Annotated in this window: 13 protein-coding genes and 1 pseudogene; 11 read left to right on the top strand and 3 right to left on the bottom strand. The window is 63.8% G+C overall.

Annotation, left to right across the window (positions count from 1 at the left end):
- Nucleotides 1-98: 98 nt before the first annotated feature.
- The gene (locus ACUY2Y_RS05520; RefSeq protein WP_448325146.1) at nucleotides 99-479 is read left to right on the top strand and encodes a winged helix-turn-helix transcriptional regulator; all 381 of its coding nucleotides are present in this window, start codon (nucleotides 99-101) and stop codon (nucleotides 477-479) included.
- 266 nt (nucleotides 480-745) lie between these two features.
- Nucleotides 746-1,295: pseudogene (locus ACUY2Y_RS05515) on the top strand (pyridoxal 5'-phosphate synthase lyase subunit PdxS); the annotation flags it as partial.
- A 17-nt stretch (nucleotides 1,296-1,312) separates the two neighbouring features.
- Here the strand turns inward: ACUY2Y_RS05515 and ACUY2Y_RS05510 are convergent.
- Nucleotides 1,313-1,660 (bottom strand): type II toxin-antitoxin system PemK/MazF family toxin, encoded by a 348-nt coding sequence (locus ACUY2Y_RS05510; protein ID WP_448325145.1) that lies wholly within the window; start codon nucleotides 1,658-1,660, stop codon nucleotides 1,313-1,315.
- On the bottom strand, nucleotides 1,650-1,889 hold the full coding sequence (locus ACUY2Y_RS05505) for a ribbon-helix-helix domain-containing protein (protein WP_259899993.1): 240 nt from the start codon (nucleotides 1,887-1,889) through the stop codon (nucleotides 1,650-1,652). The genes ACUY2Y_RS05510 and ACUY2Y_RS05505 overlap by 11 nt, the downstream gene beginning before the upstream one ends.
- 172 nt (nucleotides 1,890-2,061) lie before the next feature.
- Here ACUY2Y_RS05505 and dop point away from each other — a divergent pair, with 172 nt between their 5' ends.
- The 8 genes from dop to ACUY2Y_RS05465 all read left to right on the top strand — a co-directional run bounded on the left by dop (nucleotide 2,062) and on the right by ACUY2Y_RS05465 (nucleotide 11,287).
- Nucleotides 2,062-3,573, top strand: coding sequence for a depupylase/deamidase Dop (gene dop, locus ACUY2Y_RS05500; protein ID WP_448325144.1), 1,512 nt, complete (start codon nucleotides 2,062-2,064; stop codon nucleotides 3,571-3,573).
- Nucleotides 3,574-3,582: 9 nt separating this feature from the next.
- Complete coding sequence (locus ACUY2Y_RS05495) at nucleotides 3,583-3,774, top strand: ubiquitin-like protein Pup (protein WP_448325143.1); 192 nt, start codon at nucleotides 3,583-3,585, stop codon at nucleotides 3,772-3,774.
- 23 nt (nucleotides 3,775-3,797) lie between these two features.
- On the top strand, nucleotides 3,798-5,192 hold the full coding sequence (gene pafA, locus ACUY2Y_RS05490) for a Pup--protein ligase (protein WP_448325175.1): 1,395 nt from the start codon (nucleotides 3,798-3,800) through the stop codon (nucleotides 5,190-5,192).
- Nucleotides 5,185-6,132 (top strand): helix-turn-helix transcriptional regulator, encoded by a 948-nt coding sequence (locus ACUY2Y_RS05485; RefSeq protein ID WP_448325142.1) that lies wholly within the window; start codon nucleotides 5,185-5,187, stop codon nucleotides 6,130-6,132. Before pafA ends, ACUY2Y_RS05485 begins: the two co-directional genes overlap by 8 nt.
- Entirely contained in the window at nucleotides 6,125-7,063 is a 939-nt protein-coding gene (locus ACUY2Y_RS05480) for a helix-turn-helix transcriptional regulator (protein WP_448325141.1), read from the top strand. Before ACUY2Y_RS05485 ends, ACUY2Y_RS05480 begins: the two co-directional genes overlap by 8 nt.
- 62 nt (nucleotides 7,064-7,125) lie before the next feature.
- Entirely contained in the window at nucleotides 7,126-7,449 is a 324-nt protein-coding gene (tatA, locus tag ACUY2Y_RS05475; protein WP_448325140.1) for a Sec-independent protein translocase subunit TatA, read from the top strand.
- 93 nt (nucleotides 7,450-7,542) lie between these two features.
- A complete protein-coding gene (tatC, locus tag ACUY2Y_RS05470) occupies nucleotides 7,543-8,514 on the top strand; it encodes a twin-arginine translocase subunit TatC (RefSeq protein ID WP_448325139.1) in 972 nt (323 codons plus the stop codon).
- Nucleotides 8,515-8,536: 22 nt separating this feature from the next.
- A complete protein-coding gene (locus tag ACUY2Y_RS05465; RefSeq protein WP_448325138.1) occupies nucleotides 8,537-11,287 on the top strand; it encodes a DEAD/DEAH box helicase in 2,751 nt (916 codons plus the stop codon).
- On the opposite strand, the gene ACUY2Y_RS05460 is transcribed toward ACUY2Y_RS05465, so the two are convergent.
- Nucleotides 11,284-11,853 (bottom strand): S1 family peptidase, encoded by a 570-nt coding sequence (locus tag ACUY2Y_RS05460; RefSeq protein ID WP_210571931.1) that lies wholly within the window; start codon nucleotides 11,851-11,853, stop codon nucleotides 11,284-11,286. The genes ACUY2Y_RS05465 and ACUY2Y_RS05460 overlap by 4 nt on opposite strands.
- 38 nt (nucleotides 11,854-11,891) lie before the next feature.
- On the opposite strand from ACUY2Y_RS05460, the gene ACUY2Y_RS05455 reads away from it, so the two are divergent.
- Nucleotides 11,892-13,013 carry a M24 family metallopeptidase gene (locus ACUY2Y_RS05455; protein WP_448325137.1) on the top strand — a complete coding sequence of 374 codons (1,122 nt, stop codon included), beginning with the start codon at nucleotides 11,892-11,894 and terminating at the stop codon, nucleotides 13,011-13,013.
- Nucleotides 13,014-13,029 lie beyond the last annotated feature (16 nt).

Below are 13,029 nucleotides of genomic sequence, written 5' to 3'. Positions count from 1 at the left end.
CTTGGAGAGTCAGGAAATGTGATAGTTACTAAAAGTAACTAATGGAGGATGATACTGCCCGGGGATTGAATGTCAAGGACCGGCGATACACTGAGCCCGTGTCTGAGAAACAAGCCTGTGAGCAGATCTGGGACGTCATGCTCGCCACCTGCCCTTCGCGTTCCGCGTTGGCGACCATTGCGAACAAGTGGACAGTGCTCGTGGTCAACAGTTTGCAAGACGGGCCCCAGCGGTTTGGCGATTTGCGGGGCGAGGTTGGCGGCATCAGCGCCAAAATGCTCACTGAGCAACTGCGCGCTCTAGAACGCGAGGGCATTGTTGCGCGACAGTCCTACGCCGAATCACCGCCGCGCGTCGAGTACGAGCTCACCGAGCTCGGCCGTGGTTTGGTTGGACCGATGGTTGCGCTGCGCACGTGGGTGGAGGCAAACTTCGCCGATATTCAGCAGCACCGGCAAACCTTCGACGCGCAGGACTGATCCTTCGCGCCGCCGTGGCACTGTGCTCCAAGAACGGCAAACGGCCGGGGGATACGGTTGCACACCGTTCCCGCCGGCCGTCGTGAAGCGAAACGCGCTTACTCGGACGCGCCCTCGTCGCCCTCGCCGCCGTCGGCGACCTCGACGTTGTCCGGGTTCGCCTCGTCGGAGTCGGCACCAGCCTCGGCGCCGCCTTCCTCTGCCTCGGCTGCGGCCTCCTCGAGCTCCTCGTCAACCTGCTCGAAGGTGACGTTGACCAGAAGGGTATTGACAAGCGTTCGTTCGACGTGCCGTTCGTGTGTGGCGCGACCAACCTGGGGGAGGCGTTGCGACGCGTCAACGAGGGGGGCGGCGATGATCCGCTCCAAGGGTGAGGCTGGCACGGGCGACGTGTCCTAGGCGACGAAGCACCTGCGCACGATCACCGCTGAGATCGCTGGGTTGCAGGCGCTGTGGAACGGTAACCGCGACGAGCTGTATGTTGCGGCGAAGGAGCTGCAGGCTCCGTACGAACTGGTCGCGTGGGTCGAGGAACATGGCCGACTTCCGGTGCCGCTGTTCGCCGCAAGTGGCCTGGCCACTCCGGCAGATGCGGCGTTGATGATGCAGCTCGGCGCGGACGGCGTGTTCGTGGGCTCCGGCATCTTCAAGTCCCGCAAGCCCGCCGAGCGCGCGGCCGCCGTCGTAGCCGCCACGAAGAACTACGACGATATCGCTGCGGTCACTGAGGCCTCGCGCGGCCTAGGCGAAGCCATGGTTGGCATCAATGTCGCGGACCTGCCGGCGCCGCACCGTCTCGCCGAGCGTGGCTGGTAGCGGATCGGCGCTCCAGATCAGAGCCTCATTTCGAGGTTGAACGCGAAAGCGAGCGCGGGTGCGAGCTGCTTCTCCTGGGCGAAGGATAGGTAGCCGATGTGCTGAAGAACGTCATCTTTGGGGACGGTCATCATGTTGTCGGTGTTGGCAACGCTGACGTGGTCGAGCCCATTAGCTTCGTCAAGAACGACCTCGGTGGCCAATTCCCGAATCGTCGATGTGACGGGCAGGACGGTGACAGTGGACAAGCGGCCCACTGCCAATTGGCGCGTGAGGATCACTGCTGGGCGGACTTTATCCAGTCTGACCATCCTGATCTCGCGGCGCTCGTAGGCATTTGGCTTATTGCCCGCGTCAATCGTCAAAGCGGACACGTCCCTTCACTGCGTTGACGATGAAGTCGATTTCGGGGTCGGGATGTGCAGCAATGGTCTCAAGATCCCGCAGGGTGATGAGGCGGCGGAGTTCGCGCTCCACTGCTCCGTCGACAAGCTCGGCCCGACTCTTCGCCAGTCCGGACTTGACTGCTTCGTCCATCGCGTTCACAAGCGGCTCAGAGATACGGAGGGAGATTTGCCTGGTCGTTGAACTCATATACCGGAATGTATCCCAAAATGGGATGCAATGGAACCCACATGTGCTGATGGGAGGAATGGGGGTGTGAGTGCCGCAAAGCCTGAAGCCTCGGTTCCGTCGGCAACAGCGCATGAGGGGACCAACGATCCGGCAGAACCGTGGAGCATTTGACCCGCTAGGCTCGAAGACCATGACGCGTTTCATGGGCACGGAGACGGAGTACGGAATTACCACCCCGGATGATCCTGGGCTGAGCCCGATCGTGAGCTCGACGCACGCGGTGGTGGCGTATGCGGCGATGAATACGGCGGCCCGCGCTCGCTGGGACTACCAGTCCGAGCACCCGCTCAAAGACAGTCGCGGTTTCGATTTGAAGCGCTACCACACGGTCCCGGTCGTCGCGCCGAACGCGATCGGGGTGGCGAATGTGGTCACGTCCAACGGGGCACGGTTCTATGTGGACCATGCGCACCCCGAATACTCTTCGCCGGAGGTCGCGGATGCGTACAGCGCGATGGTGTACGACGCGGCGGGAGACCTCATCTTGCGCCAGGCGGCGGAGCGTGTCGCGCAGCTTTATAACGAGGGCGTCAGCGTGCTCGAGGGGCACGGTCCGTGCCCGCCGCTGAAGTTCTACAAGAACAACGTTGACGGCAAGGGTGCCTCGTACGGTTCGCACGAGAACTACCAGTACTCGCGGGACACGCCGTTTGAGCAGATCGCCGCGGGGCTCATCCCGTTCTTCGTCACCAGGCAGATTTTCGCGGGGGCCGGGCGCGTGGGCATCGGCGAGGAAGGCGAGCAGGACGGTTTCCAGATCTCGCAGCGCGCGGATTATTTCTTCCAGGAGGTCTCGCTGGAGACAACGCTGAACCGCGGCATCATCAACACACGCGACGAGCCGCACGCGGATGCGACGCAGTTCGGCCGCCTGCACGTCATCATCGGTGATGCCAACATGTCGCACTACGCGAATTTCCTGAAAATCGGCACCACGAAGCTCGTCCTCGACGCGATCGAAAACGGCGTTGATTTCAGCGACCTGCGCTTGAAAAACCCGGTCGCCGAGCTCAAGGCCACATCGCGCGACCTCACGCTTGGCCACGAGCTTTCGCTTAGCGACGGCCGCTGCCTCACTCCCATCGCCCTCCAGCGCGAGTATCTGCGCAGGGTAAGCGGTGGGGAAGGGGAGCAGGGGAGCGTCGATAAGCGTGTGCTCGAGCTGTGGGACGAGGTGCTCGGTGACCTTGAGCGCGACCCGTTGTCGACGGCGGACAGGTTGGATTGGACGGCGAAGTATGCGCTGATCAAGGGGTATCTCGACCGCGGTGTGCCGTGGAGCGACGCTAAGTTGAAGGCGGTGGATCTGCAGTACGCGGATATTGACCCAGCGAAATCGCTGTACCACGCGCTGGTGCGCGCCGGACGGATGCGCACGCTGGCGAGTGAGGAGGAGATCGCGCACGCCGCGGCGCACCCGCCGGAGAATTCGCGGGCGTATTTCCGTGGACGCGTCGCAGCCGAATTCGGCGAAGACGTGATCGCCTCTAGTTGGCAGGCGATCCAATTCGAGACCGCGCAGGGCCCGCGGACCGTGGCGTTGAACGCGGTGGACGAATTCACGCGAGAGGAAGTCGGGGAGCTGCTCGACCGTGCGGCGGGCGTGGACGACCTCGTCGCTGCTCTCGTGGACGGAAAGTAGGGTAGAGGCATGGCACAGGATCAGATCAATATTTCCGGCGGCAGCGATAACGGCGAAAGCGAACCGGGCGACGCACAGAACGCCGGTCAGGTCAACGTGAACACGACCGGCACCGACGACCTGCTCGACGAGATCGACGCGCTGCTGGACACCAATGCCGAGGAATTCGTCCGCTCCTACGTCCAAAAGGGTGGCCAGTAGTGGCGGTGTACCCGCGCCGCATCATGGGCATCGAGACCGAATTCGGTCTCACCGCCACCCGCGACGGCGCCGCGGTCTTGCGGCCCGAGGAGATCGCGCGGTACCTGTTCCGCCCGGTCGTGGCGCAGTACAAGAGCACGAATATCTTCACGGACAATGCCGCGCGGCTCTATCTCGATGTCGGCGCGCACCCGGAATACGCGACGGCCGAGTGCGATTCGCTGACGCAGCTGCTCAACCACGACAAGGCCGGCGAGCTGCTCTTCAACGAGCTCGCCGTGCAGGCGCAAGAGGCGCTCGCTTCCGAAGGCATCGGCGGGGATGTCTACTTGTTCAAGAACAATGTCGACTCCGCCGGCAATTCCTATGGCACTCACGAGAACTACCTGATCAGCCGCGAGCTGTCGCTCAAGCACTTCGGTAAGCGGCTGCTGCCGTTTTTGATCACCCGCCAGCTCTTGTGCGGCGCAGGCATGATCAGCAAAGACGGCCATTTCGCGTTGTCGCAGCGTGCGGACCAGGTCTGGGAAGGTGTGTCGTCGGCGACGACGAGGACGCGGCCGATCATCAATACCCGCGACGAGCCGCACGGCGACTCCAGCCGGTTCCGCCGCATGCACGTCATCGTGGGCGATTCGAATATGGCGGAGCCGACATTCGCGTTGAAGGTGGGGTCGGCGCAGCTGGTCATCGAGATGCTCGAAGCAGACTGGGAGATGCCCGCCTTCGACGTCGCCGATCCGATCGCGCACATCAAGGAGATCGCCCTCGACCCGACCGGCCAGACTCCGCTCGAGCTCAAGGACGGTTCCACGGTCACGGCATTGGAGGTCCAGCGCGCCATGCACGCCGCGGCCGGGAAATGGCTTGAACAACGCCCCGATGAGGGAACACCCAACGAGGAACTCGCCCGGGTAGTCGAGCTGTGGGGCCGAGTGCTCGACTGCGTCGAAAGCCAGGATTTCCAACCTGTGGCCGGCGAGATCGACTGGGTGATCAAACGCGACCTGTTGGAGCGCTACCGCGCGCGCCTCGGTGGGGACTGGTCCCACCCGAAGCTCGCGCAGATCGACTTGGCCTACCACGACATCAATCCCGACCGCGGACTGTTCTACTTGCTGCAGCGCAAGGGCATGGTGAAGCGGTGGACCACCGACGAGGCGATCGCGCAGGCCGCGCACACCGCGCCGCAGACAACGCGCGCTGCCATGCGCGCAGCTTTCCTGGCGCGTGCGCGCGAGCTCGGCGCCCGGTACACGGTGGACTGGGTGCACCTCAAAGTCGACCGCCCGGAGCCGCAGACCGTGGACCTGCAGGATCCATTCGCCACGTCCGACGCGCGCGTCGACGATCTGCTTAGCTATATGGAGACTAACCGCGAGCATTTGAACGACGCGCAGGGAGGGATCCGTGGCTGAGACGCCGGGACAGGCAGATGTGATCGAGAGGCTGACCAACCTCACCTTCGCTTTGCTCGGCTCCGCCAAACCGCGCGAATACGAATGGGTGCGCACCCACGTCGATGGTTATAAGGATCGCACCGATATTGCGCTGACGCGCATGCTCGGCCGCGACGTGCGTTCGCTGCGCCGCGCCGGCGTTCCCGCCCGCATGGAAAACGGCCTCCTTTGGGTGGACAAGGACGTCTACGAGCTCCCGCCGATCTCATTCACCGACGAGGAAGCATTCGTGCTCGGCCTCGCAGGCGACCTCGGTACGGCAGGAAGCTTGGGTGCGTTCGCTCGTTCCGGATGGACGAAGATCGCCGCGGGAGGCGCGACCCGCACATTCGACGCCCCGCCGATCGCCGCGCTGGACAACGATATTTCGCGGCTCGACGCCGATACCGTCACCGCAGTCACCGCGTGTGTCCGTTCAAATACGCGCATGCGGTTCACCTACCGTTCGTCGCCGACCTCGGAGCCACAGACACGCACGATGGACCCGTGGGGGATCGTCGCCCTGAACAACCGCGCCTATGTCGTTGGATTCGATGTCGAGCGCAATGCCGAGCGGAGTTTCCGCGCGGTGCGCGTGACCGATATCCGCAAGGTTCAAGCCAGCGACTTCCACCACCCGGATCGGCCGTTGCAGCAGGTCGTCGAAGATTCGTTGCGCGGTCCAGTCGTGGACGCGATCATCAGCGTCGAAGAGGGTACCGCGCACGAGCTCGTCAACGCGGGCACATTGCTTGACGACGGCACCGTAGCGCTTCACAACGTCGAACGCGACTGGCTCGTGCGCACGGCAGCAAGCTTTGCACCCGATGCAGTGGTTTTAGAACCAGAAGATGTTCGCGCTGATGTCGTGTCGCTCTTGCGCGCAGCAGCAGGAGGAGGGGAGAGCACCAATGGCTGAGGCGAGAAAAGACAGCCCGGAGAAGCTGGCGGCGCTGGTGCGGGCGCTGAATCTGATTCCCTACCTACACAAGCACCCGCAGGCCACGCCGATGGAGATCGCCCGCGACCTCGGTCATTCGCCAGCCGAGGTGATGGACGATCTGCGTCGCCTGCAGATGTCCGGTGTGGGCAGCGGACCCGGTGAGCTGATCGATCTCGCCGCCGAGTGGACCGGAGTGACCGTGATCGACGACCAGGGCCTGAACACCCCACTGCGGCTCACACCGACCGAGGCGAATGCACTGCTGCTCACCCTCGAGTCACTGGAGACCATGCCGGGGCTCGTCGATCAGCGCGCCGTGAATTCAGCGGCGCAAAAATTGCGCGACGTGATGCGCTCTAAAGGCGTGCCCGATGCGGAGCAGCCACAGACTTCAGGACCGGAAGCGATCGTGTCGCAGGCGCTGTCGCAGCGCCGCATGCTGGAGCTCACGTACTACTCCGCGACTTCGGACACGCTGCGCACACGCTCCGTATCGCCCATGGGTCTGTTCCACCGCGACGGCAACACATACCTCTCCGCATTCGAAGACGGCGACCCGAAGACGTTCCGGTTGGACCGCATCCATGACGCGACGCTTCTCGACGCCCCGTCGACCCCCGCACCCAAAGTCACCTACGATGCCGACGATCCCTTCGGTTTCCGCCAAGCGAACGTAGCAGAGCTGCAGATTGCTACCGAGGCCACGTGGCTGGCGGACTACTGGCAGATCGAGCTCGGCAGCGAGGAAGAAGACGGCTGGGTCGCTGCGACAATGCCGTATGGCAGCGACGACTGGCTGATCCGATTCTGCCTGAGCCAAGCTGACCGTGTCCGAGTGGTTTCACCCCCGCATATCGCAGAAGCGCTCGCCGCTGCCGGATCTGCGGGTCTGGAGCGTTATGCTTAAGGCTTAAAAGACGCGCCCTCGCGCTCGCCCGAGCAGATTGAAAAACTCCGAAAGGAACTCCAATGAGTGTTGGCCCATGGGAAATTCTCCTCGTCGTCTTCGTAGTCCTGCTTCTCTTCGGCGCGACGAAGCTGCCTGAACTCGCCCGCTCGGTGGGCCGTTCCGCCCGCATCTTCAAGTCCGAAGTCAACGAGATGCAGAACGACGGCAAGCAGCAGGGCACTGGTGCAGCGACTGCGACGACCGATGCGCCGCAGAACCAGCAGCCGCGCGAGATCACCCAGAACCCGTCTAACCAGGCCCAGCAGAGTGTCGAGCAGGGATTCTGGAACCAGCCGCAGAACCAGCAGCAGCCGAACCAGCCGGGCACGACCCCGAACGCCTAAGCGCGCCCCGTGGGACAACAGGTTTCAGCGCAGCGTCCGAAGCGGGCGCTAAAGGGCCCCAAGCTGCGGGGAAAAAGGGATCCGCAGGGCATCATGTCGCTGACGGAGCACCTGCAGGAGCTCCGCCGCCGCGTGGTCATCTCGCTCTTAGCAATCTTTGCTGGCACGATCGTCGGTTTTATCTGGTACCAGTGGGCGCCTGGTCCGGTCATGCCGCTCGGTGAGATCATTCGGCGACCGTATTGTTCACTGCCGCCTGAACTGCGCGCTGATCTGACCTCCGATGGCTCGTGCCGCCTAATCGCCACGACGCCGTTCGAGATGTTCATGCTGCGCATGAAGGTCGGCTTCCTGGCGGGACTCGTGTTCGCCTCGCCGGTGTGGCTGTACCAGATCTGGGCGTTCATCACGCCAGGCCTGCACAAGAACGAGCGCCGCTGGACCTTGAGCTTCGTCAGCCTTGCCGTCACGCTTTTTGTCGCCGGCGCGGTGATCGCGTATTTCATCGTCGACCAGGGCCTGGAGCTCCTTATGTCGATCGGCAAGGAGTATCAGATCGCCGCACTGTCAGGTCAGCTCTATTACAGCTTCGTCTTGGCGCTCATCGTCATCTTCGGTGTGAGCTTCGAGGTTCCGCTCGTGGTCATCATGCTCAACCTGGCGGGTCTTTTGCGCTACGACCAAGTCAAGGACAAGCGCCGCATCATCATCGTGGCGCTGTTCATTTTCGCCGCTGTGATCACCCCGGGACAGGACCCGTTCTCGATGATCGTCCTCGCGCTGTCGCTGTCTCTGCTCGTTGAATTGGCTTTCCAGTTCTGCCGCATCCACGACAAACGGGCGGGTAGACAGACAAGCGAGTGGGCACAGCTTGACGACGAAGAAGCCTCAGGCCCCATCGACGCGCCCGCCCCGATCGGCGCCGCCTCTGGCCTGGGTGCGGCAAGCACGATCGACCGACCGGCACCGATTCGCACTGACGCGGAAGCAGCTGACGGAGGGTACGGGTCGACGTCGATAAGCGGGCGCGCTGATACGCCGAACTTCTTCGACGACGTGCTCTGACCTTTAGGTTAGGGTGGTGGGCATGCACCTCGATGAGTTCCGCGCGAGCAAACCGTTTCCCCTCGACGATTTCCAGATCGAGGCGTGCGAGGCCGTCGAGGCCGACCGCGGTGTCCTAGTGTGCGCGCCGACCGGTTCCGGCAAGACCGTCGTCGGCGAATTCGCCGTGTCTCTCGCGCTCTCGCGCGGCACGAAATGCTCTTACACCACGCCGATCAAGGCGCTGAGCAACCAGAAGTACCACGACCTCGTCGATGAACACGGCGAGGACGCCGTCGGCCTGCTCACCGGCGACAGCAGCATCAACGGCAATGCCGAGATCGTTGTGATGACCACTGAGGTCCTGCGCAACATGATCTACGCCGAATCGCCCGCGCTGGACCGTCTCTCGCATGTGGTGATGGACGAGATCCACTACCTGGCCGACCGCGACCGCGGCGCCGTGTGGGAGGAGATCATCCTCAACCTCGACGAGTCGGCGCGCATCATCGGTCTGTCGGCGACCGTGTCCAATTCGGAGGAATTCGGCGAATGGCTCGACGAGGTCCGCGGCGAGACCGACGTCATCGTCTCCGAGAAGCGCCCGGTTCCGCTGAACCAGTTCATGATGGTGCAGCGCAAGATCATGCCGCTGTTCGAGCCGGGTTCGGACAAGGTCAACCGCGATCTGGAGCGCACGATCGAGCGCATCGAGACCGGCGCCGACGAAGGCCGCCGCGATTTCGAGGAAGGTCGTGGTTTCCGTTCCCGCTCGGGTGGTGGTCGCCGCAGCGGCGGGAAGCGCCCGCAGGACCGCGTCCGCCCGGTGGGCCGCCCGGAGGTCGTAGAGGCGCTCAAAGGCCGGGACATGCTTCCGGCGATCGTATTCATCTTCTCCCGCGCGGGCTGCGATGGTGCGCTCTTTCAGTGCCTGCGCTCCCGCAAAGAGCTGACCACTCCGGAGGAAGCGGACCGCATCAAACAGATCGCCGACGAGGGCGTGGAAGGCATTCCCGAAGAAGACCTCGACGTCCTCAATTACCGCCAGTTGCGCACCGCGTGGTCCCGCGGTTTCGCGGCGCACCATGCGGGCATGCTGCCGGCGTTCAAGCACATTGTGGAACAGCTCTTCGTGGAAGGCCTCGTCCGCGTCGTCTTCGCCACAGAAACGCTCGCGCTGGGGATCAATATGCCGGCGCGCACAGTCGTGCTCGAGAAGATGGTCAAATTCAACGGCGATGCCCACGTCGACCTCACGCCGGGCCAGTACACGCAGCTCACCGGTCGCGCGGGCCGACGCGGCATCGATTCGATCGGCAACGCCGTCGTGCAGTGGGCACCGGCGATGGATCCGCGCCAGGTCGCAGGGCTCGCTTCCACCCGTACGTATCCGCTCATCTCGCTGTTCACGCCCGGTTACAACATGGCGATCAATATGCTGCAGATGAACGGCTTCGAAGACTCGATCAGATTGATCGAGAAATCCTTCGCCCAGTTCCAGACCGACCGCAGCGTCGTCGGGGAAGTGCGGAAGATCGAGAGGCAAAAGGGGAGCGTCGATAAGCTGCGCGCGCAGCTCGATGCTGCCGTGACGGAGCTCGGATTCGCCGATACGGACGGGGATATTGCGGCCGAGCTCGTCGATTACACGCGGTTGCGCCGCGACCTCGCCGACGAGGAGAAGCGCGCGAAGAAGAATTCCATCGAAGAGCGGCACAAGGAAATCCAGAAAATTCTCGGCCGGCTTCAGGTCGGTGAGGTCATCGCATTGCCGTCCAAGCGCCGCCCGGAGCTCGCTGCCGTCGTCGCGCCCGCCGGCAGAAAAGACGATCCGCGCCCGTGGATCACGACCGAGCGCGGCTGGTCCGGGCGTATCGACGCCGCGTCGTTCGGCAATGCCCCCGTCGTTGTCGGCCGGATCAAGGTGCCGCGCGATATCGCCCACAAACCGCGCCGCCACACCCGGCGCGTCGTGCAAGAACTCACCCGCGGCAAGTTCCGCGCGCCGAAGAATTTGAAGGAAAACGCGCGGTCGCGCACATCGAAAAAGGCGCTTGAGCTTCGCGACGCCATCCGCGCCCACCCCGTCCACTCCTGGCCCGCGGCCGACCGCGAACGGCTCGCCCGCCTGGGTGAGGACCTCGTGCGCGAAGAGCGTGCTCTCGCGAAAGCGCAGGCGAACGTGGACACCCAGACCGACACTTTGGGCCGGATGTTCGAGCGCATCATCGGGCTGCTCACCGAAATGGACTACGTCGAGCTTGTCGACGGCGAACCCACCGTCACTGAGGAAGGCGAACGCCTCGCCCGGATTCACAATGTCTCTGACCTGCTTGTCGCGCAGTGCTTGAAGCGCGGCATCTGGGACGAGCTCGACCCGGCGGAGCTGGCCGGTGTGGCCTCCATGTGTGTCTTTGAGAACCGCAAGGCCACCGGCGGCTCCCCCGAAGCAGCCACCGACCGGATGGCCGACGCGATGAACGCCACGCAGCGCATCTACGGCGAGTTGGCCAGTGACGAGCAACGTCACCGCCTCCCACCGACGAATATGCCCGACCCGGGTTTCGCCCTCTCGCTGCACCAGTGGGCCGCTGGCGCGCCACTTGGCTACGCCCTGGCTGCCGCCGCCGAGTCCGGCGCGGAACTCACGCCCGGCGATTTCGTCCGTTGGTGCCGCCAAGTGATCGACCTGCTCGAACAGATCGTCCAGACTGGCTATTCCGACGAGATCAAGCACAACGCCCGCCGGGCGGTCGAGGCGATCCGCCGCGGTGTCGTGGCGATCGGCAACTAGCCGCTGAGCTCATCCTCGAGCCGCTGTCTCAACGCTGCGGGAAGGAAATTCACCACCGCGAAGTGGGAGTTGCGCCCGAAGGGGTCGACGATGAGCGATTGCACGCCGACGACCTTTCCGTCTGCGAGCACCGGCCCACCGGAATCGCCCTTGATCGCCGGTGTCCGGTTGAAGATGATGCCGGCTGGCCGCACGAACGAACCCGTCCGGGAAATAGCGACAGGAAGCGGCATGATGAGTCTCCCGTCGCGGGCCTGCATCCGTTTCGCGCGTCCGCCGTACCCGAATGTGACCGTCGGGGTTCCAACCGCCGGCGATGAGCTCAACTTCGGAAATTCCGCCTTGGTGATGTGTGGGAATGGTCGGGTGCGGACAATGGCGATATCTGTACCGTCGACATGCTCGACACTGCGGATGGTGCGAATTCTCGCTCCCGCGCGAACAGCCGCGCCCTCGGCGTTCTCCCGGAAGAAGTGGTTGCAGGTCAACACGATGTCGGGCGCGAGCAGCGTGCCGCTGCAATACGCGCCGCGGGCGGAAATGCGTGCCAACGCGTCGGGAAACATGCTCACGATCGTAGGCGGAGAAGATCTAGCATGAAGGCATGTCCGATCCACACCAGCTAGAGAACTTGCCCACCATCTTCTCGCCCGACGTCTATGCCCGGCGCCTGAGGCGCGTGCAACAGGAAGTGCGTGATCGCGGTCTCGGTGGCGCGGTCATCGGCACCGGACCCGAGTTGGCGTATTTGACTGGATCGTGGACATCATCTCACGAGCGGCTTACCGCGTTAGTGGTGCCGCCGACTGGTCATGCCAAGCTCCTCGCACCAGCGACTGACGCAACAGCCCTGGCCGCGGTAGGAGAGATGCACGGTATCGAGCTGGTCACGTGGCGCGATGGGGACAACCCCTATGCTCTTGCGGAGCGCGCCTGCGGCAGTGGCACGGTGGCAGTGGGCTCGTCGCTCACCGCGGACCACGTCCTGCGCCTGCAGCAGACGTGCGGGGAGGTCGTGCTGGCCACCGACGTGCTCGCCGGCGCATTCATGGTCAAGGGGCCCGAGGAGGTCGACCAGCTTGAATTCGCAGCCCGCGCCATCGATCGTGTTCACGCGGAAGTCCCTCGGTTACTCGAACCCGGGCGCACTGAACGTGACATCGCAGAGGAGCTAGACTCCCTGATTTCGCGCGAGCATTCCAACACGGACTTCATCATCGTCGGATCTGGCCCGAATGGCGCCGATCCGCACCACGATTATTCTGACCGCGTCCTGCGCGTTGGCGATCCAGTGGTGGTGGATCTCGGCGGAACCGTGGGAGCCGGCTACCACTCGGACTGCACCCGCACCTATGTCGTCGGCGGCCTCGACAACGCCGACGCGGAATTCGCCCGCGCTTACGACACGCTGCGCCGGGCGCAAGCCGATGCTGTGGCAGCCGCACGGCCCGGTATGACGGCGGGCGAGCTCGATGCGGTCGCCCGGGGCCGCATCAACGAAGCCGGATACGGCGCATACTTCACGCATCGTCTCGGCCACGGTATTGGGCTGGCCCTGCACGAGGAGCCGTTCATCATTGCCCGGAACGAGACCGAACTTGCCCCCGGCATGGCGTTTTCCATCGAGCCCGGAATCTACCTTCCCGGGAAGTGGGGCATGCGCATCGAGGACATCGTCGTGCTCGGCACCGACGGTGCGCGCCCGCTGAATACAGCCGAGAAATAATCGCCGCCCGCATATA

Source organism: Corynebacterium sp. 20-84, assembly GCF_053479455.1.
Note: the sequence above shows the minus strand (reverse complement) of the source record. Positions and strands in the feature narration are given on the sequence as shown.

Bases quoted from the DNA above. Each gene is read 5' to 3' on its own strand.
- ACUY2Y_RS05465 (WP_448325138.1), top strand. From the start codon at position 8,537: ATGCACCTCGATGAGTTCCGCGCGAGCAAACCGTTTCCCCTCGACGAT.
- ACUY2Y_RS05460 (WP_210571931.1), bottom strand. From the start codon at position 11,853: ATGTTTCCCGACGCGTTGGCACGCATTTCCGCCCGCGGCGCGTATTGC.
- pafA (WP_448325175.1), top strand. From the start codon at position 3,798: ATGGGCATCGAGACCGAATTCGGTCTCACCGCCACCCGCGACGGCGCC.
- ACUY2Y_RS05455 (WP_448325137.1), top strand. From the start codon at position 11,892: ATGTCCGATCCACACCAGCTAGAGAACTTGCCCACCATCTTCTCGCCC.
- ACUY2Y_RS05495 (WP_448325143.1), top strand. From the start codon at position 3,583: ATGGCACAGGATCAGATCAATATTTCCGGCGGCAGCGATAACGGCGAA.
- tatA (WP_448325140.1), top strand. From the start codon at position 7,126: ATGAGTGTTGGCCCATGGGAAATTCTCCTCGTCGTCTTCGTAGTCCTG.
- ACUY2Y_RS05505 (WP_259899993.1), bottom strand. From the start codon at position 1,889: ATGAGTTCAACGACCAGGCAAATCTCCCTCCGTATCTCTGAGCCGCTT.
- tatC (WP_448325139.1), top strand. From the start codon at position 7,543: ATGTCGCTGACGGAGCACCTGCAGGAGCTCCGCCGCCGCGTGGTCATC.
- ACUY2Y_RS05480 (WP_448325141.1), top strand. From the start codon at position 6,125: ATGGCTGAGGCGAGAAAAGACAGCCCGGAGAAGCTGGCGGCGCTGGTG.
- dop (WP_448325144.1), top strand. From the start codon at position 2,062: ATGACGCGTTTCATGGGCACGGAGACGGAGTACGGAATTACCACCCCG.